The sequence below is a fragment of the Curtobacterium sp. MCLR17_040 genome (assembly GCF_003234735.1).
Taxonomy (GTDB): Bacteria; Actinomycetota; Actinomycetes; order Actinomycetales; family Microbacteriaceae; genus Curtobacterium; species Curtobacterium flaccumfaciens.
The window spans coordinates 100,939-126,251 of sequence record NZ_QKTE01000003.1 but is presented as its reverse complement, the minus strand read 5'-3'; the positions used below and the strand labels follow the sequence as shown (position 1 = coordinate 126,251).

The 25,313-nt window shown below is 71.7% G+C and carries 20 protein-coding genes; 11 read left to right on the top strand and 9 right to left on the bottom strand.

The genetic code is table 11. From position 1 onward, the window contains the following. Positions 1-55: 55 nt before the first annotated feature. Together DEJ01_RS04515 and DEJ01_RS04510 are read right to left on the bottom strand one after the other, a co-directional pair. Positions 56-352 carry a hypothetical protein gene (locus DEJ01_RS04515; RefSeq protein ID WP_027464739.1) on the bottom strand — a complete coding sequence of 99 codons (297 nt, stop codon included), beginning with the start codon at positions 350-352 and terminating at the stop codon, positions 56-58. After that, the gene (locus tag DEJ01_RS04510) at positions 352-1,608 is read right to left on the bottom strand and encodes an inorganic phosphate transporter (RefSeq protein ID WP_035807670.1); all 1,257 of its coding nucleotides are present in this window, start codon (positions 1,606-1,608) and stop codon (positions 352-354) included. The genes DEJ01_RS04515 and DEJ01_RS04510 overlap by 1 nt, the downstream gene beginning before the upstream one ends. A gap of 115 nt (positions 1,609-1,723) precedes the next feature. Between DEJ01_RS04510 and DEJ01_RS04505 the strand changes: the two genes are divergently transcribed. The 3 genes from DEJ01_RS04505 to DEJ01_RS04495 are packed head-to-tail and all read left to right on the top strand — an operon-like array spanning position 1,724 to position 5,247. Beyond that, a complete protein-coding gene (locus DEJ01_RS04505; protein WP_111092311.1) occupies positions 1,724-3,412 on the top strand; it encodes a sodium:proton antiporter in 1,689 nt (562 codons plus the stop codon). A 52-nt stretch (positions 3,413-3,464) separates the two neighbouring features. Then, positions 3,465-4,943, top strand: coding sequence for an ABC transporter permease (locus tag DEJ01_RS04500; RefSeq protein WP_111038860.1), 1,479 nt, complete (start codon positions 3,465-3,467; stop codon positions 4,941-4,943). A 16-nt stretch (positions 4,944-4,959) separates the two neighbouring features. Beyond that, complete coding sequence (locus DEJ01_RS04495; protein ID WP_027464737.1) at positions 4,960-5,247, top strand: hypothetical protein; 288 nt, start codon at positions 4,960-4,962, stop codon at positions 5,245-5,247. 17 nt (positions 5,248-5,264) lie between these two features. Here the strand turns inward: DEJ01_RS04495 and DEJ01_RS04490 are convergent, their stop codons facing one another. Then, a complete protein-coding gene (locus tag DEJ01_RS04490) occupies positions 5,265-5,789 on the bottom strand; it encodes an 8-oxo-dGTP diphosphatase (protein ID WP_181438355.1) in 525 nt (174 codons plus the stop codon). 64 nt (positions 5,790-5,853) lie between these two features. Between DEJ01_RS04490 and DEJ01_RS04485 the strand changes: the two genes are divergently transcribed. Continuing rightward, positions 5,854-6,204: a tryptophan synthase subunit alpha gene (locus tag DEJ01_RS04485; RefSeq protein WP_111038858.1), complete on the top strand. Its 351-nt coding sequence runs from the start codon at positions 5,854-5,856 to the stop codon at positions 6,202-6,204. A 19-nt stretch (positions 6,205-6,223) separates the two neighbouring features. Further along, positions 6,224-7,114 (top strand): aminodeoxychorismate lyase, encoded by an 891-nt coding sequence (locus DEJ01_RS04480; protein WP_111092309.1) that lies wholly within the window; start codon positions 6,224-6,226, stop codon positions 7,112-7,114. Positions 7,115-7,202: 88 nt separating this feature from the next. Here DEJ01_RS04480 and DEJ01_RS04475 read toward each other — a convergent pair whose 3' ends face one another. Next, positions 7,203-8,402 carry an amidohydrolase gene (locus DEJ01_RS04475; RefSeq protein ID WP_111092308.1) on the bottom strand — a complete coding sequence of 400 codons (1,200 nt, stop codon included), beginning with the start codon at positions 8,400-8,402 and terminating at the stop codon, positions 7,203-7,205. Positions 8,403-8,582: 180 nt separating this feature from the next. Between DEJ01_RS04475 and DEJ01_RS04470 the strand changes: the two genes are divergently transcribed. Together DEJ01_RS04470 and DEJ01_RS04465 are read left to right on the top strand one after the other, a co-directional pair. Next, entirely contained in the window at positions 8,583-9,782 is a 1,200-nt protein-coding gene (locus tag DEJ01_RS04470) for a Fic family protein (RefSeq protein WP_111092307.1), read from the top strand. 29 nt (positions 9,783-9,811) lie between these two features. Beyond that, positions 9,812-11,983 carry a S9 family peptidase gene (locus DEJ01_RS04465; protein ID WP_111092306.1) on the top strand — a complete coding sequence of 724 codons (2,172 nt, stop codon included), beginning with the start codon at positions 9,812-9,814 and terminating at the stop codon, positions 11,981-11,983. 84 nt (positions 11,984-12,067) lie between these two features. On the opposite strand, the gene DEJ01_RS04460 is transcribed toward DEJ01_RS04465, so the two are convergent. Continuing rightward, positions 12,068-13,597, bottom strand: coding sequence for a CYTH domain-containing protein (locus DEJ01_RS04460; RefSeq protein WP_181438354.1), 1,530 nt, complete (start codon positions 13,595-13,597; stop codon positions 12,068-12,070). A gap of 58 nt (positions 13,598-13,655) precedes the next feature. On the opposite strand from DEJ01_RS04460, the gene DEJ01_RS04455 reads away from it, so the two are divergent. Next, positions 13,656-13,928, top strand: coding sequence for a mycoredoxin (locus DEJ01_RS04455; RefSeq protein ID WP_071405571.1), 273 nt, complete (start codon positions 13,656-13,658; stop codon positions 13,926-13,928). Positions 13,929-14,034: 106 nt separating this feature from the next. Here DEJ01_RS04455 and DEJ01_RS04450 read toward each other — a convergent pair whose 3' ends face one another. After that, positions 14,035-16,161 (bottom strand): DEAD/DEAH box helicase, encoded by a 2,127-nt coding sequence (locus tag DEJ01_RS04450; RefSeq protein WP_181433242.1) that lies wholly within the window; start codon positions 16,159-16,161, stop codon positions 14,035-14,037. 567 nt (positions 16,162-16,728) lie between these two features. Further along, positions 16,729-17,973 carry a phosphotransferase enzyme family protein gene (locus tag DEJ01_RS04445; RefSeq protein WP_111092304.1) on the bottom strand — a complete coding sequence of 415 codons (1,245 nt, stop codon included), beginning with the start codon at positions 17,971-17,973 and terminating at the stop codon, positions 16,729-16,731. An 80-nt stretch (positions 17,974-18,053) separates the two neighbouring features. Between DEJ01_RS04445 and DEJ01_RS04440 the strand changes: the two genes are divergently transcribed. Continuing rightward, a complete protein-coding gene (locus DEJ01_RS04440; RefSeq protein WP_111087568.1) occupies positions 18,054-19,148 on the top strand; it encodes an aromatic acid exporter family protein in 1,095 nt (364 codons plus the stop codon). 41 nt (positions 19,149-19,189) lie between these two features. Here the strand turns inward: DEJ01_RS04440 and DEJ01_RS04435 are convergent, their stop codons facing one another. Further along, on the bottom strand, positions 19,190-19,528 hold the full coding sequence (locus DEJ01_RS04435; RefSeq protein ID WP_027464726.1) for a hypothetical protein: 339 nt from the start codon (positions 19,526-19,528) through the stop codon (positions 19,190-19,192). Between the two features lie 171 nt (positions 19,529-19,699). Between DEJ01_RS04435 and DEJ01_RS04430 the strand changes: the two genes are divergently transcribed. Together DEJ01_RS04430 and DEJ01_RS04425 are read left to right on the top strand one after the other, a co-directional pair. Beyond that, the gene (locus tag DEJ01_RS04430; RefSeq protein WP_017885962.1) at positions 19,700-20,377 is read left to right on the top strand and encodes a response regulator transcription factor; all 678 of its coding nucleotides are present in this window, start codon (positions 19,700-19,702) and stop codon (positions 20,375-20,377) included. Next, a complete protein-coding gene (locus tag DEJ01_RS04425) occupies positions 20,374-21,885 on the top strand; it encodes a cell wall metabolism sensor histidine kinase WalK (protein WP_111030518.1) in 1,512 nt (503 codons plus the stop codon). The genes DEJ01_RS04430 and DEJ01_RS04425 overlap by 4 nt, the downstream gene beginning before the upstream one ends. A 10-nt stretch (positions 21,886-21,895) precedes the next feature. On the opposite strand, the gene DEJ01_RS04420 is transcribed toward DEJ01_RS04425, so the two are convergent. After that, entirely contained in the window at positions 21,896-25,306 is a 3,411-nt protein-coding gene (locus DEJ01_RS04420) for an error-prone DNA polymerase (RefSeq protein ID WP_111092303.1), read from the bottom strand. Positions 25,307-25,313 lie beyond the last annotated feature (7 nt).

Genomic DNA, 25,313 nt, shown 5'->3' with positions numbered 1-25,313 from the left:
CGCCGGGTCGCGAGGGGCGACCCGGCGTCTTCTGCTCACTCGGTGAGCGTGCCCGTCAGTGGAACTGCGGGACGATGAGGTAGATGCCGTAGAGCACGACGGCGCCGCACACGACGAAGCACGCGATGGCCGCGGCGCGGAGAGCACGTGCGGCCGCCGAGGCTCCGGCCGGGTTCGGGAAGCCGGCGGTGGCCGGGCCGATCGTGCCGTCGTCCTTCACGGTGAACTTGCCTTCGCGGGTGTCGGCGGCGCTCCAGAGACGGAGGCCGACCGAGTACACGGCGACGACGAAGCACGACGAGACGACGGCGACGAGCGCCACGGTGAGGAATGCGAACCAGTCGATGCCCATCAGCGACGGCCTCCCTTGCGGGCCGCCATGCGACGGAGCGTGCGCTCGCGGCTCAGTTCGGCGCGACGCTGGGCGACCGCGTCGGCACGCTTCTTGCGCTGCATGTCACGCAGCTCCTTGCGGGTCAGGACCGCGTTCGCGGCGACGTCGACCTCGATCGCGGAGGCCTGCTCGTGCGGCTTGCGGAGCGACCACAGGTACAGCCCGAGAATGACGACGGCACCGATCACGGCGTCGAGCACGAGCCCGATGACGCCGAGGCGGGCGATGCCCGAGGCGACCGCACCGACCGCGGCGGCCGCGGGCAGGGTGATGAACCAGGCGATGACGATCTTGCCGGCGGTCGACCACTGGATCTTCGAGCCGCGGCGGCCGAGCCCGGCGCCGATGATCGAGCCCGAGGACACCTGCGTGGTCGACAGCGCGAAGCCGAGGTGGCTGGAGGCGAGGATCGTCGCGGCGGTCGAGGCCTCGGCGGCGAAGCCCTGCGTCGCACGGATCTCGGTGATGCCCGAGCCGAGGGTGCGGATGATGCGCCAGCCGCCCGTGTAGGTGCCGAGGGCGATCGCGAGGGCACAGGCGACGACGACCCAGAACTGCACGCCCTGGTTCGACGACTGCGCGCCCGAGGCGATGAGGGTCAGCGTGATGACACCCATCGTCTTCTGCGCGTCGTTGGTGCCGTGCGCCAGGGACACCATCGAGCTGGTGAAGACCTGCCCGATGCGGAACCCGCCGCGCTCGTTCGGGAACACCGGACGCTTCGTGATCCGGTACGCGATGCGCGTCGACAGGAACGACACGAGCGCGGCGATCACGGGCGAGGCGAACGCCGGGATGATCACCACCGTCAGCAGCGCGACGTAGTTGACCGACTGGAACCCGGCGCCGACGATCGCGGCACCGATGAGCCCGCCGAACAGCGCGTGCGACGACGATGACGGCAGCCCGCGGAGCCACGTGATCATGTTCCAGACGACTGCCCCGATCAGGCCCGCGAAGATCATCTCGGGGCTGATGGCGACGCCACCGGGCCCCTCGTTGATCAACCCGTGTGAGATCGACGTCGCCACGGCGGTGCTGAGGAACGCACCGACCAGGTTGAGCACCGCAGCGACGGTGACCGCCACCTTGGGCTTCATGGCGCCGGTCGCGATCGGGGTCGCCATCGCGTTGGCGGTGTCGTGAAAACCGTTTGTGAAGTCGAAGAAGAGGGCCAACGCGATGACCAGGACGACTATGAGTGTGATGTCCACCGCGGGCAAGTGTCCCAGGCGTCGGCCCTTCGAGCAAACCTGATCGGCAACCTGTTGTTCACCGCAGCTTCACACTCGTTCAGCTTCGGAACCATGCCGATGGGAGAATGCGTCCATGGACACCGCTGAGCTCCTCATCCTGCTGATCGGATCGCTCGCGGTGACGGGGTTCGCCCGAGCCAAGGGGCTCCCCGCTCCGCTGCTCGTCACGGCGGTCGCCCTGGCCGCCTCGTTCCTGCCCGGGCTGCCGCCGATGGAGATCGACTCCGAGGTCATCCTCACGGTGATCCTGCCGCCGCTGCTCTACTCGGCGGCCCTCGACGTGTCGTGGCAGAGCTTCCGCGGCTCGATCAAGCAGATCCGACGGCTCGGCATCTTCCTGGTGATCGTCACCGCCCTGGTCGTCGGCGGGGTGGCGTACCTGCTCATCCCGGACATGACGCTGCCTGCGGCGATCCTGCTCGGCGCGATCGTCGCCCCGCCGGACGCGGTGTCCGCCGCCGCGATCGGCCGGAAGCTCGGACTCCCCCGCCGCGTCATGACCGTGCTGTCCGGCGAGAGCCTGATCAACGACGCGGCCTCGCTGACCCTGGTGCGGGTGTTCACGCTCATCATCGCGGGCACGTCGCTGACGATCTGGCAGGACCTCGGCATCTTCGGCCTGGCGATCGGCGTCGGTCTGGTCGTCGGCATCGTGCTCGGCGTCGTCGTGCACTGGATCCGGATGCGCATCAACGACCCCGTGGTCGAGACGATCATGAGCATCCTGCTGCCGTTCGTCGCCTACATCCTCGCCGAGGACCTGTCCGGCTCCGGGGTCATCGCGGTCGTCACTGCGGGCCTGTACATCGGCTACAACTCGCCGAAGGAGGGCTACGCCACCCGCCTGCAGGAGCGCCCGCTCTGGACGAGCATCGACGTCATCCTCGAGGGCTTCGTGTTCGCGCTCATCGGCCTGCAGCTCAACACCGTCGTGCAGGACCTGGTCGAGAGCGAGCGGAGTCTCGGGCAGACCCTCACCGCCGCGGCCGTCGTGCTCGTCGTCGTGATCCTGGTGCGGCCGCTGTTCGTGTTCGAGTCCTACGCGCGCAACCGGTTCAACGGGAAGTGGCTCCGCCCGCTGCGAATCAAGCTGTCCCGCGGGCACCCGTCGCTGCGCTGGATGCGTGGTTCGGCCGAGCCGAAGCTCAACTGGCGGGAGCTCACGGTCATCTCCTGGACGGGCATGCGCGGTGTGGTGACCCTGGCCGCAGCGGTGTCGGTCGTGGCCAGCCCGACACAGATCCCGGCGCAGGACACGATCTTCATCATCGCGTTCTTCGTCACCGTCGGCACCCTGCTGCTGCAGGGACTCACCCTGCCGTTCGTCATCCGCGCGCTCAAGGTGCAGGACCCGGCCGAGGGCGAGGAGGACGTGCGCAGCGAGATGCGGCTCAACCAGCGCACCACCGAGGCCGCGATCGAGCTGCTCGAGAAGCGGCGCCCGGCGTGGGCGAAGCAGTACGGCTCGGAGGCCGTCGACTCGGTGGTGAACCGGCTGAAGGCGCGACTCGAGCGTCAGGCCGAGACGTTCCGTCAGGACGCCGAGGAAGAAGAGGACGAGGGGCGGAACGTCGCACTGCGCCTCCGTGGCTCGCAGATCCAGGACATCCGGCGCGAGCTCCTCGACCGCCGCCGCGAGATCGTGCTCGAGGAGCGGGAGAAGGGGAACCTCGACGAGGAGGTCATGCGCCGCGTGCTCGTGACCCTCGACGCCGAGGAGCTCGCGATGGACTCGGCGCAGGCGTCGCGCAGTCGCTCCTGAGCACCCCGGGCGTATCCTGGCGCTCCGATCGAGAGCAGGAGCAGAGCGCCGAGTGAGCACGCCGCGGAACGACGTCCCCAGGAACGACGACGGACCGGAGCGCCCCGGTGGTTCCCGTCCCACGCCGCCGAAGCCGCGCGGGACCCGGCCCTCCGCACGCGGGACCAAGCCGCGTCGTGGTGGCAAGGTCGCCGGGCACACGCGTTCGGGACCCCGGCGACAGGCTCCGGTACCCGCGCCCCAGCAGCACGGCGCCTACCGCCGGTGGTACTCGACCCTGCACCCGTCGCTGCAGCTGATCGGCCTGCAGCTCTGGATGCCGCTGTTCTTCATCGTCGGGTTCTGCCTGTGCTACGTCTTCGCGTTCCACGCCCCGCACCCGCACGACGTCCCGATCGCCCTGATCGGCAGCGACCCGGCGTTCGTGCAGGCGGTGCAGCAGGCGTTGCCCGGCGAGTTCGTGTTCCACACGTACGACTCGCTCGCGCAGGCGAAGCGCGACGTGGTCGGCGGCTCGATGGCGGTCGCGTACGACCCCGCTGCGAACGAGTTCTTCAAGGCGAGCGCCCACCAGTTCCAGGTCGCGAGCCTCGTCCCGGCCACCCTCACCGCGGTGCTGACCGGCCTGGGCGTCGCGACCCCGAAGGTCACCGAGCTCGCACCCCTGCCCGCGTGGGACGAGTACGGCACCGTCGCGATGTACGTCATGCTCGCGTGGTGCATCGGCGGCTACATGGTCGCGATGTTCATCGGCATCATGGGCGGCCCGCTCCGGCACCGCACCCGGATGACGGTGATCGTGGTCGGCGGCCTCGTCATCTCGCTCATCACGAACACGCTCGCCGGGCCCGTGCTCGGCGCCATCCACGGGCACTGGATCCAGCTCGTGCTCATCGCCTGGGGCTGGATCGTGGCGATCGGCCTGGCGGTGAACGGCCTGAGCTACTTCGTCGGCCGGTTCATCGCCGCACCCGCGATGATCTGCTTCGTCTTCCTGTCCATGCCGTCGTCCGGCGGCGCCTACCCGAAGTGGTTCATGCCCGAGCCCTTCGCCTGGCTGAACAACGTCGTCGTCGGCTCGAGCATGGTCGACATGATCAAGCACCAGGTTTACGGCGTCGGCCCCGGCCCGGCTCGCGGCCTGATCACGATGGCCTGCTACGCCACGGCCGGCCTGGTGCTGATGTACTTCGGCAAGAAGTGGTGGGAGCGCCGACGGATCCGCGCGATCGTCACCGGCCGGACCACGATGTTCCAGGACGCCAACACCGCCAACCGCGAGTTCCTCGGCGGGCAGCGCGACGCCGAGCTCGAGCGCCACGGCCTGACCTCCACCGAGACCGGCACCCTGAGCGTGCTGCGGGACGACGACTGGGAGGACGACCGCACCGGCGGTGACGTCTTCACCGGCGGTCGCGACGGCCTCGAGCCGGATGCGACGCCGACCGGGCGCATCGCCGTGCAGCGCCCCGCGAACCGGAAGGAACCGCGACCAGCGGCGGCTCCGCACGGCAAGCACGCCGACCGCTGACGCGTATCCTGATCGGATGAACCCGCGCATCACCTGGCACCGCGTCCTCATCACCGTCGTCGTCGTGTTCCTCGTGCTGACGGTCGGCTTCTACGCCGCGAGCGTCCTGCTCGCGCCCGCCGACGGCCGCGGCACCGCCGGGCTGTTCGTGGGGTGGGCGATGTTCTCGATGATCGGCGCGATCGTCGTCGGCATCATCGACTTCTTCGTGCGACCCCTGGGCGGCCGGAGCGGCGACGCCGACGTCATGGCCGCCGCCGAGGAAGCGCGCACCGGCAGCACCCGCACCCAGCAGCCGCGCTAGCAGCAAGCAGCAAGCAGCTAGTCCTCCACGCCGACGCCGACGCCCGTCCCGGTGAACCCGGCGACCGTCGCGTCGTCCTCGGCGAACGTGAACCGCGCCCGGACGTTGCCGCCCGCGAGCACCCCCGGCAACCAGTAGCGGGCGTCGTCCCACATCGCGTCGTAGGGCACGGTGTCGACGGGGATCCACCGCGGCTCCAGTTCGTCGGAGCCCGACGGGTCTCCCTGCCAGCGGCGGCAGACGAAGACGTCCGAGACCTGGGACCAGGACGGTCGGTACGGGAACCGGTAGTCCAACGTGCCACGGGCCTCCAGGTCGACCGCGTCGAGCCGCAGGCCGACCTCTTCACGCACCTCGCGCACGGCGGTCTCGACCGCCGACTCGCCGGGCTCGCGCTTGCCGCCGGGGCCGACCAGACGGCCAGTGCCGAGGCCGCGGCGCTTCTCCCCCAGCAGGACCTCGGGGCCTGACTCGCCGTCGCGCAGCAGGTACACGACCACCACCCGGGGATGCTGGGACTTGCTCTCGTCGCGAAGGGTCACGCGTCCAGTGTGACCGATGGAGTGTCGTACGCTTTTCCCATGGCAGGCGTGCTGCGGGGGCACCATGGCTGAGCCCCGCAGGACCGGGCGCAGCCTCGAAGTGCTGCGCGCCGAGGCCGCCGAGGAGATCTCGATGCTCGTCGAGCACCGGAGCCGTCAGGGTGAGGACCCGTGGGAGTTCATGCCGACGCTCCCCACCGTCGACGAGCAGGTCGTGCTGATCCTGCGCGCGGACGCCGTCGACCTGGACGAGGCGATCGGCAAGCGGCACGCACAGTGGTCGAGCCACCCGGCGTCCGGGCAGGGCACCAAGCTGGGCGAGGAGTACCACCGGCTGCGCCGGATCGCGCTGCAGCACCCCGAGCTGACGCCCGCCGTGTGGAAGCTGCTGGGCGCGCTGCCCGAAGCCGGCTGAGCTGCGGTTGGATGGACGCATGACCGAAACCGTGCTCGCCGTCCTCAACCAGCCCTCCCGCGACGCTGCGCCGCACGACCCCGCGGCCGACGCCTTCACCTGGGCGAAGCCGCTCGAGGAGCACTTGCAGGTGCAGGACCTCGGCGTCACGCGCGGCGACGGCGTGTTCGAGACGATCACGGTGATCGACGGTCGGCCCCAGGCCCTCGAGGCGCACCTCGCCCGCTTCGGCCGCTCCGCCGCGATGCTCGACCTGCCCACCCCGGACCCGGAGGCCTGGCGCCAGGCCATCGAGGCCGTTTGCGCCCGCCTCGACCCGGTGCGCGAGGCCTTCGCCAAGACCGTCCTGACCCGCGGCGTCGAGGGCACCGACCGCCCGACCGGGTGGGTCTACGCCGCGCCGTCGGGCGACTCCACGGCCGCACGCACCGAGGGCATCTCCGTCGTCATCCTGGACCGCGGGTACCGGCACGACGTCGAGCGCACCTCGCCGTGGCTGCTGCAGGGCGCGAAGACGCTGTCGTACGGCGTCAACATGGCCGCCCTGCGCGAGGCCGTCCGCCGCGGCGCCGACGACGCCCTGTTCGTCTCGAGCGACGGCTACGTGCTCGAGGGCACGCGCGCCAACCTCATCATGAAGGTCGGCGACCGGCTCGTCACGCCCCGCACCGACATCGGGATCCTGGCCGGCACGACGCAGGCCGATGTGTTCCGCTTCGCTGAGCAGGAGGGCATCGAGACCGCCTACGAACTCGTCACCCTCGCCGACCTGGCGGCGGCGGACGCGCTCTGGCTCGTGTCGAGCGTGCGGCAGGCTGCGCCGATCCGTTCGGTGAACGGCGACGCGCGTCCGATCGACGCCGAGCTCACGACGCGGATCAACGACTTCCTGCTGGCGCGCGAGGTCTGAGCACGCGGCGCCCCCGGCGCAACGGCCTGGAGGCCCGGATCGCGACCCGCAGGCACGTCGCGATCCGGGCCTCCCGGCTCTGCACCCGCTACCAGCGCGGGGTGGTGACGCCGGCTCCGTCGGCCCACGCGAAGACGGGCTTGCCGTCGATCCAGACGCGCGTCGCGCGGCTGGTCGCGTCGAGCGGGTCGCCGTCCCAGAGCACGAGGTCGGCGTCGTAGCCCTCGGCCAGGCGACCGACGCGGTCCCCGAACCCGAGGAACTCGGCCGGGTTGACGGTGAGGGCCTCGAGTGCGGTCTGGGCGGGCAGGCCTTCCTTCACGGCGGCGGTCGCCTGGTCGACGAGCATGTTGATCGGCACGACCGGCGCGTCCGTCGTGATCGCGACCCGGACCCCGGCTGCCGCGATCGTGGCGAGGTTCGGGATGCCGCGGTCGCGGAGCTCGACCTTCGACCGGCTGGTGAAGAGCGGGCCGTAGATGACCGGGATGTCCTTGGCAGCCAGCACGTCGGCGATCTTGTGCGCCTCGGTGCCGTGGTTCACGACGAGGCGGTAGCCGAACTCCTCGGACAGGCGGATCGCGGTGGCGATGTCGTCGTGGCGGTGGGTGTGCTGGTCCCAGACGAGCTCGCCGTCGAGCACCCGGACGAGCGTCTCCTTCGTCAGGTCGCGGGCGAACGGCTCGTCCTTCGCGGCGGCAGCGTCACGGGCGGCCTTGTAGTTCTGCGCCTCCACGAAGGCGTCGCGGATGATCTTCGCGACGCCGAGCCGGGTCGAGGGCGTCTGGCCCTTGCCGCCGTAGACGCGCTTCGGGTTCTCGCCGAGAGCGCTCTTCACGCTCACCGAGTCGGAGATGAGCTGCTCGTCGATCGTCCGGCCTCCCCAGGTCTTGATGGCGACGCTCTGGCCGCCGATCGGGTTGCCGGAGCCGGGCTTGACGACGATGCTCGTGATCCCGCCGGCCAGGGCGTCCCGGAAGCCCTCGTCGTCGATGTCGATCGCGTCGATCGCGCGGACGCCGGCCATGTTCGGGGCGGTCATCTCGTTCGTGTCGTTGCCGGCCTCGCCGTTGGCCTCCTCGTGGATGCCGACGTGGCCGTGCGCCTCGACGAAGCCGGGGACGAGCCACGAACCCGCGGCGTCGATGACCGTCATCCCCTCGGGCGGGGAGACGTCCGGACCGATCGCGGTGATCCGGCCGTCCTCGACGACGACCGCGCCGCCGTCGAAGGCTGGAGCGGAGACGGGGACGACGTGGGCACCGATGATCGCGAAGGAGTTGCTCATGGCACCAACGGTACGCGGGGGCGCGGTGCGCGGGCGGGTGCCGTCGCAGGGGCGCGCGGCGGGGCCGGGGGGTCGGGCGGCGCCGCCGGGCGGGCCCGCGGCGGCAGGCGGCGGCAGGCGGCGAGCGGGCGAAATACCGATTCCTGGCGTCGAGCGTCCGGGTGGCTCTACCGTCGCGGGATGGCACACCGGAGCGACACCTGGCCCACGCACGAACGCAGCGAGCGACCGTGGCGGAGCACCGTCCGCGGGTGCCGTGACGACCGGCTGGTGACCACCGTGCGGGTGTCGCTGCCCCCGTCCATCGCGAGGGCCCGGTGGACGCCCGACGACAACACCGTCGCGCTGCTCGACCGGAGCGCCACGGCCCTGCGCGCCCTCGACGTCCACCACGGCTCCCGGCTCGCGCCGCTCGGGTCCGTGCTCGGCCGGACCGAAGCCGTGGCGTCGTCGCGGATCGAGGACGAGTCCGCGTCGATCGACGACCTGGCACGGGCCCTCGTCGGCATCCGGGCGAACGCCGGTGCCACCGCCGTCGTCCGGGCCGGCGGCGCCGTCGAGCACCTGGTGTCCGGAGCGGACTCGGGCACCGTCACCGAGGCCTCCCTGCTCGAGGCACACCGCCTGCTGATGCGCGACGACCCGGTGGACGGACGGTACGCCGGCCGGTACCGCGACGTGCAGAACTGGATCGGCGGCGGTGCCACACCCCGCGACGCCGTGTACGTGCCACCACCGCCCGAGCTCGTGGCACCGCTGATGGCCGACCTGTTCGCGTTCGTGCACCGCGTGGACCTGCACCCGATCGCCCAGGCCGCGATCGCCCACGCCCAGTTCGAGTCGATCCACCCGTTCACCGACGGCAACGGTCGGATCGGGCGCGCGCTGATCGGTGCCGTGCTGCGGCGACGTGGGGTGACCACGACGGTGACGGCACCGGTGGCCACCGCGCTCGCGGCGGATCGGCGGCGGTACTTCCGGCACCTCGAGCAGTACCGCGACGGCAAGGTCACCGGGTTCGTGGTCGACCTGGCCCTCGCGCTCGGGACGGTCTGTGATGAGGCGACCTTGAGCGCCCTGCTGCTCGCCGAGCACGACGCCGATCGGTCCGTCGGCCCCTGCGCCTCGGGCCCGCACGCCGTCGTCGGCCGTGCGCTCGCCGACGACCCCGTCCTGACCGAAGTGCACCTGGACACCCTGCTCACCGACGACGAGGTCGAGCGCGTCACCCACGACCTGGTGTCGGCGGGAGTGCTCCGTCCGGTCACCGGTCGTCGCCGTGACCGCGCGTGGGTCGCACCGGCCGTGGTCGACGAGCTCGAGGCGTTCGAGCAGCGGGTGCAGGCGGCGGTGGGCGGGCGCGAGCGCACGGCGGCCTGACCGGGGGTGCGGGCGAATAGGGTGGGACGGTGAGCAACGAGCACACCGCATCCACACCGCCCAGCGCCGCCAAGCGGCCCGTGACACGGACCCACCACGGCATCGACTTCGTCGACGACTACGAGTGGCTGCGGGACAAGGAATCCCCCGACACCCTGGCGTACCTCGAAGCCGAGAACGCCCACACCGACGCCGCCACCGCGCACCTCGCGCCGCTGCGGGACCGCATCTTCGCCGAGGTGAAGAGCCGCGTCCAGGAGACCGACCTCTCCGTGCCGGTCCGCATGGGCGACTGGTGGTACTTCACCCGCACCGCCGAGGGCAGCCAGTACGGCGTGCACTGCCGCGTGCCCGTCGCCGGCCCCGACGACTGGACACCGCCCGCCGTCGTCGAGGGTGAGTCGACACTCCCCGGCGAGCAGGTGGTCCTCGACGGCAACGCCCTGGCCGACGGCCACGAGTTCTTCTCCCTCGGCACCTACGACATCAGCGACGACGGCACCCGCCTGGTCTACGGCATCGACGTCGAGGGTGACGAGCGGTACACCCTGCACGTGCGCGACCTGGCCTCGGGGACCGACCTCGGCGAAGCCATCCCGAACACGGGCGCCGGCGCCACGTTCGACCCGGCCGGCCGCTACGTCTTCTACCCCACGGTCGACGAGTCGTGGCGTCCGGACAAGATCTGGCGCCACACGGTCGGCACCGCGGCGTCCGAGGACGTCCTGGTGTTCGAGGAACCCGACGACCGCTACTGGGTCGGCGTCGGTGTCACCCGCTCGTCGCAGTACATCGTCATCGAGCTCGGCTCGAAGATCACGTCCGAGGCGCACGTCCTCGACGCCGCGGACCCGACCGGTGAGTTCCAGGTCGTCTGGCCCCGCCGTGAGGGTGTCGAGTACGAGATCGAGCACGCCATCGTCGGCGGCAGCGACCGGTTCCTGGTGCTGCACAACGACGGCGCCGAGAACTTCGAGCTCGTCGACGTCCCCGCCGACGACCCGACGTCCGAGCGTGACCGCCGCGTCGTCGTGGCGCACCACACCGAACGACGCATCGAGTCGGTCGACGCCTTCGCCGGGCACCTCGCCCTGGAGTACCGGTCCGAGGCGCTCCCCCGCGTCGCGATCATCCCGATCGAGGGCGACGGCTACGGCGACGCGCACGAGGTCCCTTTCGACGAAGCACTGTTCTCGGCGGGGCTCGGCGGCAACCCGGAGTGGGAGCAGCCGACGCTCCGGATCGGGTACACGTCGTTCGTGACCCCTTCCGAGGTCAGCGACCTCGACCTGGCCACCGGCGAGGTCACCGTCCTGAAGCGCCAGCCCGTGCTCGGCGGCTACGACCCGGCCGACTACGTGCAGGAGCGCGACTGGGCGACCGCGTCGGACGGCACCCGCGTGCCGATCTCGCTCGTCTGGCGTCGTGACGCCGTCGAGGACGGCACCCCGGCACCGCTGCACCTCTACGGCTACGGCTCGTACGAACACTCGATCGACCCCGGCTTCAGCGTCATGCGCCTGTCGATGCTCGACCGCGGTGTCGTCTTCGCCGTCGCGCACGTCCGTGGTGGCGGTGAGCTCGGCCGGCACTGGTACGAGAACGGCAAGACCCTGACGAAGAAGAACACCTTCACCGACTTCGTCGCGGTCGCCGAGCACCTGATCGAGTCCGGCCGCACGAGCGCCGACCGCCTCGTGGCCGAGGGTGGCAGCGCGGGCGGGCTCCTGATGGGTGCGGTCGCCAACCTCGCACCAGAGCGGTTCGCCGGCATCCTGGCCGCCGTGCCGTTCGTCGACGCCCTGACGAGCATCCTCGACCCGGACCTGCCCCTCACCGTCATCGAGTGGGACGAGTGGGGCGACCCGCTGCACGACGCCGAGGTCTACCGCTACATGAGCGAGTACACCCCGTACGAGAACGTCCGCGACGACGTGCAGTACCCGCAGATCCTCGCCGTGACCTCGATCAACGACACCCGCGTGCTGTACGTCGAGCCCGCGAAGTGGACCGCGAAGCTCCGCGAGGTCGGCGCGCCGGTGCTGCTGAAGACCGAGATGTCCGCCGGCCACGGTGGTGTCAGCGGTCGCTACGCGTCGTGGAAGGAGCGGGCGTTCGAACTCGCCTGGCTGCTCGACGTGCTCGGGCTCGCCGACGAGACGCCCGCCGCCGCGACCGCCAACCCGATCGCCGCGGGCTGAGCGACGCCTCGCACTTCGTGAGCAGAAGAGGTCGGGTCCGAACGCGGGACCCGACCTCTTCTGCTCACCAAGCGAACGAAGCGCTCACACGCGGTTGAGCGCGTGCACCGCCTCGTCGTAGGACTCCTCGGCCAGGCGCACCCGGTCCCCCGCGAGCACCCCGTACCCGAACGTGCCCTCACCCCCGCGCTCCGCGATCGCCGCGTTCGCCCGCAGGATGTCGAGGGCGTGCAGGGACCGCACCCGTTCGGTCAGCACGTCGGCGGCGGTGCCGATCCGCTTCCACAGCGCGTGCGGGAACGCGTCGTCGCCGAGGACATCCATCGCCATCCGGGCGCGCATCGTCTCCTGCCACGCGGCCTCGGTGGTGGTCCGGTCGGCAGCCTCACGCTCGGCAGCGGTGTCCGAGGTGTCGTCGGCGACGGCGGCCCGGACGAGCTCGCGCACACGCGGCTTCACGTCGGCGCCGACGTCCTGCGCGACCTGCTTCGGTGCGCGGAGCGACCACGCCGTCGGAGCCGGTCGCTCGGCCGCGTCGTCGAGGGCGTCGAGCAGTTCGAGGAACGGCTCGCCGTGCAGGAACGCGACGACGTCCCGCACCGCCTGGTCGCGACGTTCCCGGGTCGAGGCGAGGATGCGCTCACGGGTCATCGCGTCGACCAGGTCGTCCTGCGCCGGCGACGACGCCCGCGGCAGCCGGTCGATCAGGTACTCGGCCAGCGCCGCACGCGCGGTGACGCCCGCCAGGCCGTCCGCCGCCTCGGCGGCGCGGTCGACGGCCTCGCCGTCGGGGAACGCCGGGCGGTACGCGCCCAGGATCGCGGCGATCTCGAGGGTGGTGTCGGCCGCCTGCCGGAGGTCGGCCGTGTCGCCGGAGCGGAGCCGGGCCTCCTGGCCGAGCAGCGCGACGCGCAGCTTGCGCACCCGCTTCGCCAGGATGCGTGCGGTCGTGCCCTTGGCCGGCTTCTCCTCGGTCTGGAGGCGCGGTGCCGGTGCTCCTGCCAGCCCGCGTGCCAGCTTGGACGCGACGGCGGCGGGGCCGGCGCCGACGGCCGCGAAGCGTCCGTCGAGGGCCGCGAACAGCTCGTGGGCGATCTGCGGGTCGACGCCGTGGACGGTCTCGACCTCGACCTCGCGCCAGGTGCGCGGGGTCTCGGGGGCGTCGTCGTCGAGACGCTGTGCGGTGACCTGGTCGTCGGCGAGCTCGGCGATCTGGTCGCCGTCCTCGTCGAGCAGTCGGGTGACGGTGCGGGTGGTGGTGATCCGGACGACGGGACGCAGCCCGCGACCGCGACGCTCCGTGAAGAGCGCGGCGAGGACCTCGTCGGGCACCGTGTCGGCGTCGTCGGTCAGGGGGAACTGCTGCTCGTGGCGGACCGTGTCCGACTCCGAGCGCTTGATGTGCCAGCCGGCGTCGGGGCCGCCCGTGCGGCGGCGGACGGTCACCCGCGCGGCCACCAGGTCGTACCGCTCGGTGTCCCAGTAGGTCGCGTCCAGTTCGAACGGCTCCTGGTGCTCGGTGCGGAGGATGCCGCCCGCGCCGACGAGGTCGGGGAGGGCACCGCCCTCGGGCAGGTCGTAGGTGCGCTCGATCTCGAGGTGCGTGTGGCTCACACGCTCTTGTCTACCAGGCACTGCGGGGTTTCCCCGCACCCGGGGTTAGCCTGCAGGGATGAGCGACACGATCACCCGCGAGCAGTTCACGCCCGAAGCCGGCGGCGTCACGATGTTCACCACCACGTGGTGCGGCTACTGCGCCCGGCTGAAGAACCAGATGTCGAAGGCCGGGGTGCCCTTCACCGAGGTCGACATCGAGCAGACCCCCGGTACCGCCGAACTCGTCGCCGAGGTCAACGGCGGCAACCAGACCGTGCCGACGCTGGTGTTCCCCGACGGCTCGACGGCGACGAACCCGTCCCTGGCCGAGGTGCAGTCCCGCATCTGAGCAGGTTCCCCTCGCAAAACACCGGTGTTCACGCTCCGAACACGCGCATGACGCGGTTCAGAGTGCGAACACCGGTGTTTTGCTGTCAGCGCCGGACGCGCCGGCGCTAGCCGCCGAGCGCCTCGGTCAGCAGCGCAGCCATCGCGTCGAGCTGGATGTCACCGGAGTCGACGACCTCTTCGTCCGAGCCGTCGAGCGCGCGGGCGGCCAGGGACGCCTTCGAGTCGATGAGCTCGGCGATCTTGGTGTCGATCGTCTGCGCGGCGATGATGCGCCACGCGGTGACGGGCTCTTCCTGCCCGATGCGGTGCACGCGGTCGATCGCCTGGGTCTGCTCGGCGCTCGTCCACGACAGCTCGGCGAGCACGACGTTCGACGACACCTGCAGGTTCAGCCCGACCCCGGCCGCGGTCAGCGAGCAGACGATGACGGCGACGTCGGGGTCGTTCACGAACGAGTCGATCTCGGCCGTGCGCTGCGTCGGCGTCTGGTCGCCGCGGATCGTGGCGGTGCGCAGCCCGCGACGGGCGAACACCTCTTCCGCCTGGTCCATCACGTCGAGGTGCTTCGCGAAGAACACGACCTTGCCGACGTTCGAGGCGAGCTGCGCCGCGTAGTCGGCCGCGAGCTGGGCCTTGGCCCGGCCGATGCGGCGGACCATCGAGAACACGTTCTCGCCGGTCGACGAGGCGTCCTGGTCCTCGAGCTCCCAGCGTGCGACCTGGCGGACCAGCTTGTGGTCGATGCCGACGACCGGGTCCTGCCCGGTGCGGGCGTCGAGCGCCTGGTGGTAGCGGCGGACGAGCTTCGCGGTGAGCTCGCGCTCGGCGTCGCGGATGGAGCGACCCTCGTCACCGTCGAGCTCGACGGGGATGTCGGCGATCCGGCGGGCCGGGATGTCCGCGGCGACGTCGACCTTGCGGCGTCGGACGATGCCCTGGTCGATGACGGCACGGCGGGCCTCGACGAAGAACCCGGGGTCGGCCGGCGTCAGGCCGATCTCCTCGAGCTCGTTCATGAGCTTCGCGCGCGGCTTCTTGTCGTCGATCCAGCCGAGGTACTCCCAGATGGTGCGGAAGTCCTCGACCGAGTTGATCAGCGGGGTACCGGTCAGCGCCATGAGCAGCGGTGCGGCGGTGCGCTGCCGGATGCGCTCGGCGATCTGCAGCACGAACCGGGCGCGCTGCGAGTCCCTGTTCTTGATGAAGTGCGCCTCGTCGACGACCATCCCCTTGAACCCGAAGTTGCCGAGCCACCCGGCGTGCCGGTCGAGGATCTCGTAGTTCACGATGACGATGTCGGCGAACCCGTCGAGGTCGTTGCCGTCCCCGTGGATCACCGTGGCGCGGTGGTTCGGCACCCAGCGCTCGGCTTCACGCGCCCAGTTCGTCTTGACGACGTTCGGCACGACGACGAGCAACGGGAACGCGTTCGCGGCGTCGGCGGCGAGCAGCGACTGTGCGGTCTTGCCGAGGCCGGGCTCGTCGGCGAGCAGGAAGGTGCGGTGCCCCTGCGACGCGGCGGCGACGAGTTCCGCCTGGTGCTTCATGAGCGTGGTGCCCGAGCGCGAGTGCAGCGTCGTGGGCTCCGGCAGCGGCATCGTCGCCGCTCCCCCGCCCGCGCCGTACTCGAACGACTTGAACAGCGGCCCGAACAGTTCCCAGTTCGCCAGGCGACGCGGGTGCGCGACGGGCTGGTCGGCGAGGGCGAAGTCCGGTGGCATGAAGGGGTTCGCCAGCTGGCGCTGCACGACCGCCTGCGGCACGACGGCCCGCACCGGGGTCTCGACCACCGCGGCGGGCTCGGACGCGATGACGAGGTCCTCCGGCTGCAGTTCCATGCCGCCCGCGATCATCATGTCTCGCTTGACCGCACGCGTCGCCTCGGACACCTGCACCTCTTCGGCGAGGAGCTGGATGACGCTGGTGTCGCGCGCCGCCGTCTTCGCCAGGATCGTGGCCACGCCGTCGAGCCGCTTGAGCTGCTCGGCGCGCTGCGCGTCGGTGAGCTCCGTGTCGGCCTTCACCCGCGCGCGCTCTTCGCGCATGAGCAGGGCGACCGCCTGGAACTTCGTCCGGTTCGATGCCTTGAGCGGTCCGCGCTGCGCCGCGGCCTCGACCTCGCGCACAGCGCGGGCGAGGACGGGGATGACGCCGTCGTTGTCCAGCGGCCTGGTGCGACGTGACGCGGTCCGCGTCCCGCCGGCAGCACGCCGGGTGCCTGATCGAGCCAACGCTCCTCCTGTTCCGCCCACACGTCGGGGCGATCCGCCCGTGGGGCGGGAAGTCCTGCACCGGTGCCTGGCGCGGCTCCGGTTCAGCTGCGGGCCACCGTGGCCCACCGCATCGCCGGTCCCCGCATCGGGACGTCCGGTGGACTCCCGCGAGCCGTTCCACACGAGCACCTGCCGGGAGCAGGTTCGGACGGTCCGCGCCGGGATCCGGCGTCGTCACACGCACGTGATGCCCTCTCGGGGCGGTCACGGCCCGGTCCCCGCGTCGATCAAGTGATCGACGGCTGCGTCCGGAATCGACGCGGCACGCGGGAACGCGGTGCGTGCGCGCTCAGTTTACTCCCGGACCACCGACGGAGGCGACCGGCGCGTTGCCCGCGCGCGTCGCGACGGCGGACGGGAGGCCCGTGGCGGGCCCGACCCGCGCCTCCAGTCCGTCCTCCGGTCGTGTTCACCCCACCGAAGCGACACGTCTCCGGTTCCCTGCCCCGGTGACCCCGCGAAAGCGACAGGACGCCGCGGATGTTCCGCGCAGAACTGTCGCTTTCGCGACAGCGGCTTCGCTTCTCAGACCTGCGGTGCGGACCGCGGGCGGGTCGAACCACCGGTCGGGAGGCTCGGGGCCGCGTCCGCCAGGGCGGCCTGCGTCGCGGCGAGGAGCTGCTGGGCCGTCTGGATCCCGTTGGCGGAGCCGGTGGTCGCCTGGCCGCCGGCGTGGGCGAGCAGCTGGGCGCCGATGGCGGGTCCGATGCGGACGGCCTCGCGCGGGTTGCGCGCGACCCAGTCGCGGGCGATCGCGTCGGCGAGGCGCTCGGCGGCGGCGCCGCGCTCGGCGTCGCCTCGGGACCGGTGCCAGAGCCCGGTGACCACGAGGTGGGCGACGACGGCACCGACGTCACGGACCGGGAAGCCCCAGCCCGCGGTGTCGATGTCGAGCAGGCCGGAGATGCGCCACGGCTCGTCCTCGTCGACGAAGACCTGCTCCAGGTGCAGGTCGCCGTGCACGACCTGCTTGGTCGAGCTCGACCAGCCGATGGAGCGGCGGCCGATGGCGTCGTACAGGCGGTCGATCTCCTCGGCGTCACGCGGCAGGGCGGCGATGAGCGTGCGACGGTGCCAGTCGGCGTGGTCCATCGCGTCGGCGCGCGCCTGCTGGGTCATCGGGACGGTGGCGACCCGGCCGCTCAGCGCGGCGAGCGACGCCACGAAGCGGGGGTCGTCGGCGATGTCGAGGATGCGGCTGCCGGCGGGCACGCCGCGGATGCGCTCGAGCACGAGCAGGCCGTCGCCACGGCTGGACAGCACACGCGGCACCGGCAGACCGGCCGCGACGAACTGCTCGTGCGACTGCACGATCGGTGCGACCCGGTGGGGACGGACGATCTTCAGGAACAGGGTGCGCTCGGGGGCGTCCACGCGCACGACCGCGCGCTTGCCGGGCCGGTACGCCGCCACGGTGAGCACCGGGTCGGTGACGGGCATGCCGAGCGTGGTCAGCAACTCGGCGACGGCGTCGCGGTACGTGACCTGCGGCAGCACGGGCAGGCCGGGGTCGTTCGGGTACGCCCACACCGACACCGGTTCGCCCGTCGCCGGGTCGGTGACGATCGCGCTGTTCTGGTCGTGGGTGCCGCCGGTGTCGACGTAGGTCAGGACCGTGGCGCGCTGGCCGTTGCGGTCCACCGTGTCGACCTCGTAGCCGTACAGGTACCCGTTGCCGGAGGGCTCGACGGAGTGCGCCCGCGCGGCCACCACGGAGGTCCCGGAGCCGGCGAAGGCCTGCGGGATGACGCGCTCATGGTTGGGCCACACGACATCAGTCAACCGTGTCGCGCGGGTTTCGTCGCGTTCGTGCACGGCTCGGCGCGCGGCCGGTGGCTACCGTGGTCGGTGTGAACCCGGTCGCGCGTCTCCGCAGCTCCAGTCGCACGCCGTTCCTGCAGGTCGTGAAGACCGCCGTCGCGGTGGTCGCCGCCGTGCTCCTCTGCCGCCTGGTCATCCAGGGGCCGTTCCCCACCTTCGCCGCGATCGCCGCGCTGCTCGTGGTGCAGCCGAGCATCAACCAGTCGTTCGTGAAGGGGCTCGAGCGGAGCGCGGGCGTCGTGATCGGCGTCGTGCTGGCCACCGGGTTCCACCTGCTGCTCGGCGACGGCGTGTTCGTCGTGCTGCTCGTCATCGTGCTCGCGATCCTCATCGCGTGGGCGCTCCGGCTCACCCCGACCTCGGCCACCCAGGTCGGGATCAGCGGGATGCTCGTGCTCACCGCCGGGGTCGTGACGCCGAACTACTCCGCCGACCGGATCCTCGAGACCGTGATCGGTGCGATCGTCGCCCTGGTCGTGAACGCGCTCATCGTGCCGCCCGTGCTGCTCGAACCGGCGCACCTCGCCGTCGCCCGGCTCGCCCGTGACACCGCGGTGGCGTTCGAGCGGATCGCGATCGGCCTGACCGAGGGGTGGGACCGCGAGCGCTGGGACGAGGCGCTCGTCGCGGCCCGCGCACTGCGGCAGCAGCACGCCAAGGCCGAGGCGTCCCTGGGGTCGGCGCGCGAGTCCCTGACGATGAACCCGCGCAGTGGCCGGCACCGGACGATCCTCGACCGCGACGTGGTGACCACCGACCACCTGCGCGTCCTGGTGACCCGGGTCACCGGGATGACCCGGGCGATCCGCGACAACACCGCACCGGACCTGCGCGACGACCCGGTGGTGCACGGCATCGCGACCGAGGTGGCACGGATCGGTGCGGACGTCCGGGCGCTGAGCGCTCGGGTGGAATCGACACGGCTCGACCCGGTGGACGGGGTCGGCGGAGCGGACACTGCTGCCTCCGGGCCGGACGTCGGACCGTGGGCGGAGGCCTCCGAGCCGGCGCTCACCGCGCCGCTCGAGGTGGTCCGGCCGAACTCCCGGCACTGGGTGCTCATCGGGGCGCTGCTCGAGGACATCCGACGGGTGCGTGGCGAGCTGCTCGGGGAGGACGACTAGTCAGTCCGCGTCAGCGCACTGCGCAGGCCGCTCGGTCTGCTTCAGCGCGCTGCGCAGGCCGCTTCCGACGCCGTCCGCACGACGTCCGACCAGATCACCGCGGTCGGCACGACGTCGGTCGCGGTCGCACCCGGGATGCCGGCGTCGGCGTACCGGCTGATCTCCGCGACGACGGCCTCGGTGCCGACCTCGCGTGCAGCACGGCTCGCCACGTCCGGCACGGCCGTCCGCAGTTCCGCGACCACGCGGTCGCGCGGTGCGTCCTCGAGTTGCGCGAGCGCGCCGATGCCCTTCCACGCGGCGTCCAGTTCGGCGCGCAGGCGCACGATGGCCGGGTGGTCGATCGAGTCGTTCATGATCCCCCAGTGCGGGCGGCGCATCGGGTCGCGCTGTCCGCTGCCGGAGCCTAGCAACGAAGCAAGCGGGGCTCACGTCCCTAGAACGTGGGACAGACCGTTCTGCCTTGTCCTGTGACGAGATTCAGCGAGTCGGACCCGCAGAACGGCCGTCCGCGCCGGTTCGATGCCACGATGGGTCCGAGGAGGTCCACTATGCGGCTGTTGGTGGTCGAGGACGACGACGAGATGCGTGCCCTGATGGAACGCGGACTCGCGGCCGAGGGGTACCGGGTCACGGCCGTCGAGAACGGTGTCGAGGCGCTCATCGCCCTCGGCGAGCAGGCGTTCGACCTTGCGGTCGTGGACGTGATGATGCCCGGCATGTCCGGCTTCGAGCTCGCCCGGCGGATCCGTGAGCGCGAGGACCCCGTGCGGATCCTGCTCGTGACCGCGCGCGACGCCGTCGACGACCGCGTGTTCGGGCTCGACGCGGGCGCGGACGACTACCTCACCAAGCCCTTCGCCTTCGCCGAGCTCACCGCTCGGCTGCGTGCGCTCGGCCGTCGTGAGTCCGCCGGGGCACCCCGCACGATCGAGGTCGGGGACGTCTCCATCGACTCCGAGGCCCGCCGCATCTCGATCAAGGGCCAGCGCGTCGCCGTGAGCCCCACCGAGTTCGCCCTGCTCCGACTGCTCGCCCGGTCCGCCGGCAGTGTCGTCGACCGCCCGAAGATCCTCGAAGAGGTCTGGGACGGTTCGCAGCACGTCGACCCGAACGTGGTCGAGCAGTACATCTCGTACCTCCGCAAGAAGCTCACCGCGCACGAGGCCACCGTCGCCATCGCCACGGTCCGCGGTCGCGGGTACCGCCTGGATCTGCTCGGGGCGTGAGCGGGGCCGACGACGCCCCACGATCGGACCGCCGACGCGGCGGTCCGATCCGGCCGCTGCGTCTGCTGTCGCTGCGTGCCCGGATCACGATCGGGTCGACGGCGATCGCCGCGATCGTCATCCTGCTGCTCGTCCTGGTGATGCGGTTCCAGGTGGTGAGCGTCGTCGCGAGTGCGACCCGCACCCTGCTCGACGCCGATGCCGACCCGTACGTCGCCACGCTCGAGGTCGACAGCGACCCCGACCTCTCGCCGCCGGGCAACGCGCAGCTCGTCGCCGTCGTGTCCCCGTCCGGCGAGATCGTGCTGTCGACGATGCCCGATCGTGTCGAGCAGGCGCTCGGCAGTCTGCGATCCACCCCCGCCGGCACCTCGATCATCACGGCATCCGGCTCGGAGTACCGCGTCGTGGTGGAGCACCCCGTCAACGAGGCCGGCCGCTGGACCGTCGTCGCCGCCCGCAACTCGCAGGCCGAGGCCATCGTGGTCGACGACCTCACGACGACGCTGTCGCTGACCGGCCTGGCCATCCTGCTCGCGTTCGGCGTGGCGTCCTGGGTGCTCGCGACCACCGCGCTGCGCCCGGTGAACCGGATGCGCCGCGAGGCCGAACGGCTCTCCGTGGCCCCGGAGCGTGCCGAGCTGCCGGTGGGCCCCGCCCAGGACGAGCTGGCGTCCCTGGCGACCACGCTCAACGCCTTCCTCGCCCGGACCCGGCAGGCGACCGAGCGCGAACGCCAGATGGTGTCGGACGCCAGCCACGAGCTCCGGACGCCCCTGGCCATCCTGACGACCCAGCTCGACCTCGCCTCGCTCGACGGCAACGACGCCGCCGCCCTCGCCGCCCACATCGAACGCGCCAAGCACAGCGTCGCGCGGTTGTCGCGGCTGGCGAACGACCTGCTCGCCCTGTCGCGGATCGAGGAGTCGGAGCGCCGTGAACAGGACGGCGACCGGCGCCCCGAGACCGCGTGGTCGGACCTCGGCGACGAGGTGATGGCCGCGGTCGACCGCGTCCGACTCATCGCGTCGGCGAAGGACGTCACCGTCGACTTCGACCTCGAGCCGCCCGTCGCCGTCGGCGGTTCCGGCCCGGGCATCGGCGGCGGCACCGTCGAACCGCGGTACCGGATCGACACCGGAGGGATGGCCCAGCTCGTCACGAACATCGCGGGCAACGCCGTGGCCGCACTCCCCCGCGGCGGCGGCATCTTCGTGTCCTGGCGGAGCACCGGCGGCGAGGGCGTGCTGCAGATCACCGACGACGGCCCCGGCGTGCCCGAGTCCTTCATCCCGGTGGCGTTCGACCGATTCACCCGTCCGGACGAGGCCCGGACGTCCCGCCCGAACCCGGACCCGTCGACCGGTGCCGGCGCCCTGCCCGGCGGCTCCGGGCTGGGACTCGCGATCGTGCGTGCGGTGGCGGAACGGGCGGGAGGCACGGCGTCGCTCCGCAACGTGCCCGCCGGTGGGCTCGAGGTCACGATCCGCCTGCCCGAGGTGCGCTGAGCACGACCGCTCACTGGAAGTCCCGCGAGCGGGTGCGGACGGACAGCGACAGGTGCTCGATGCGGTCCGCCACCAGGTTGACCACCCCGTCGGGCGAGCGCTCGAGGATGCCCCGGACGATCACCGCCGGGGACTCCCGCGCCACCCGGCGGAAGCGCCCCCAGACCCCGACGCTGCAGATGACGTTGACCAGCCCGGTCTCGTCCTCGACGTTCAGGAACGTGATGCCGGAGGCCGTCGCCGGACGCTGTCGGTGCGTCACGATCCCGCCGACCTCGACCCGTCGTCCGGTCTCGGCGGTCGCGGTGTCCTGCACGCTGAGCACCCGGCGGGCTGCGAGCCGGTCGCGCACGTGCCGGACGGGGTGGTCGTCGGTCGTCATGCCCGTCGACCACATGTCGGCGATGAGCACGTCCCCGCTCGTCATCTGCCCGAACAGCGGCGGCTGCACGAACACCTGCGTGTCCGGCAACTGGTCCGGACGCTCGGCGGCCGCCTGGGCAGCCGACCACATCGCACCGCGGCGGTCGATGTCGAACGGGGCGAAGGCGTCGGCGGCGGCGAGGGCCTCGAGCTGCGGCGTGGTGAGCCCGACCCGCCGGGCCAGGTCCGACATGTCGCGGAAGGGACCGTTGGCGTCCCGCTCCGCGACGATCTTCTCGGCGCTCTTCCGGCTGAGCGACGCGACCTCGGCGAGCCCGAGCCGCACGGCGAAGGCCCCGTCGCGTCGGTGGCTCGCGGTGTCGTCGGGGAGCGCCTTGTCGAAGGGCAGCACCGGTGGCTGCTCGGTGGCCAGGCACGCGTCGTCACCGGCAGGGGCGTCCCCGTCCGGCAGCGGTTCGAGCGTGGCGTCGACCCCGGACCGCAGGATGTCCGGTCGCAGTACGCGGACGCCGTGCCGCCGGGCGTCGGCGACCAGGGTCTGCGGTGAGTAGAACCCCATCGGCTGCGCCCGGAGCAGTGCCGCCAGGAACGCCCCCGGGTAGTGCAGCCGCATCCACGCACTCGCGTAGACGATGAGGGCGAAGCTGATCGAGTGGCTCTCCGCGAAGCCGAAGTTCGCGAACGCCTGGATCTTCGCGTAGATCGCGTCGGCATCTGCACCGTGGATGCCGTTGTCCGCCATCCCCGTGTAGAGCTTGTCGCGCAGCCGGTCGATCTTCTCGTGCCCGCGCTTCGACCCCATCGCCCGTCGCAGCAGGTCGGCGTCGTCACCGGAGCAGTTGCCGACCGCGATCGCCATCTGCATCAGCTGTTCCTGGAACAGCGGGACCCCGAGGGTGCGTTCGAGCACGGGTTCGAGCGCCGGGTGCATGTAGGTGATCGGTTCCTCGCCCGTGCGCCGGCGGATGTACGGGTGCACCGCGCCGCCCTGGATCGGCCCGGGTCGGACGAGTGCGACCTCGATCACCAGGTCGTAGAACCGCCGCGGGAGCAGTCGGGGCAGGGTGCCCATCTGCGCGCGGGACTCCACCTGGAACACCCCGATCGTGTCCGCGCGGCAGAGCTGGTCGTAGACCCCCTGTTCCTCCTTCGGGATGGAGTGCATCTCCCAGCGCTCCCCGCAGTGCTCTGCCGCCAGGTCGAACGAGTACTGCAGGGCCGCGAGCATGCCGAGCCCGAGCATGTCGAACTTCACGAGCCCCATGTAGGCGCAGTCGTCCTTGTCCCACTGCAGCACGGTGCGGCCGTCCATCCGGGCGTGCTCGATCGGCACGACCTCGCCCACCGGGCGGTCGGTCAGCACCATGCCGCCGGAGTGGATGCCGAGGTGCCGCGGGAACCCGAGGACGTCGCTCGCGAGCCCGACGACCGCCGGCGGGATGTCGTGGTCCTGGCTCTCGGTCACCGACCCCCACCGCTCGACCTGCTTCGACCAGGCGTCCTGCTGCCCGGGGCTGTGGCCGAGCGCCTTCGCCATGTCGCGCACCGCGCCCTTGGGGCGGTAGGTGATGACGTTCGCGACCTGGGCGGCGTTGTGCCGGCCGTACTTGGCGTACACGTACTGGATCACCTCTTCGCGTCGGTCCGAGTCGAAGTCGACGTCGATGTCGGGTTCCTCGTCGCGCATCGCCGACAGGAACCGCTCGAACGGCAGCCCGTACCGGATCGAGTCCACCGCGGTGATCTCGAGCAGGTAGCAGACCGCCGAGTTCGCCGCCGAGCCCCGCCCCTGGCAGAGGATGCCCCGACCGCGGGCGTACTGCACCATGTCGCGCACGATCAGGAAGTACCCCGGGAAGTTCTTCTCCTCGATCACGGACAGCTCACGCTCGATGCGCTCCCGCTTGCGGGGGTCGACGCCGTCGGCGCTGCCGGGGTAGAACCGCCGGGCACCCGTCCACGTGAGCTCGCGGAGCCACGACATCGCGGTGTGCCCGTCCGGGACGTCGAGGTCGGGCAGCCCGGGCTGCACGGTCTTCAGCCGGAACCCGAGCTCGTCGGCGAGCTCCACGGTCCCCTCGATCGCGCCGGGGTAGCGCCCGAACCGTCTGGCCATCTCGGCGCCGGAGCGCAGGTGGGCGGTGTCGGCGGCCGGCAGCCAGCCGTCGATCTCGTCGAGGCTGCGGCGGGCGCGCACCGCCGCCAGCGCGGTCGCCACCGGGAACCGGTCGGGGGTGGCGTAGTGCACGTTGCCGGTGGCGACCAGGGGCAGCGCGTGCTTCGCGGCGAGGGTGGCCAGGGCGTCGTTGCGGGCGCTGTCGAGCGGGTCGCCGTGGTCGAGCAGCTCCACGACGACGTTGCGGCTGCCGAACCGGTCGAGCAGCACCCGGAGCGCGGTCTCGGCGGCCGACTCGCCACCCTGCTCGAGGGCCTGCCGTACGGAGCCCTTGCGGCAGCCGGTGAGGACCCGCCAGTGCCCGTCCGCCCGCGCGGCGAGGTCGTCGAGGTCGTACTGCGGGCTGCCCTTCTCGGACCCGGCGGCGAGGTGTGCGCTCGTCACCGCGCCGGCGAGCCGGTGGTAGCCGTCCTGGCCGTCGGCGAGCAGGAGCAGGTGCGAGCCCTCGGGGTCGGGCACACCGTTCTGCGGTTCGGTCAGTCCCAGAGACAGCTCAGTGCCGAACACGGTGCCGACCTGCGGGTACGACTCGGCGACCTCGGCCATCCGTGCGGCCCCGTAGAAGCCGTCGTGGTCGGTGAGCGCGAGGGCGTGCAGTCGGAGCCGAGCGGCTTCTTCGAACAGGTGCTCGGGTTGGCTGGCGCCGTCGAGGAAGCTGAAGGCCGAATGTGCGTGCAGTTCGGCGTACGGCACCACGGGCCCGCCGCCGGTGTCGAGCGGCGACGGGACGTACGGCTCGCGCTTCCGCGACCATGCCGGGCTGTCGCCGCCGTCGCCGTCGTGCGCCGTGCCCGGGCTCCGCTTGTCGGACAGCGCGCGCTCGAACTGCGACCACGGGATGGGTGGGTTGCTGTAGCCCATCAGGTCA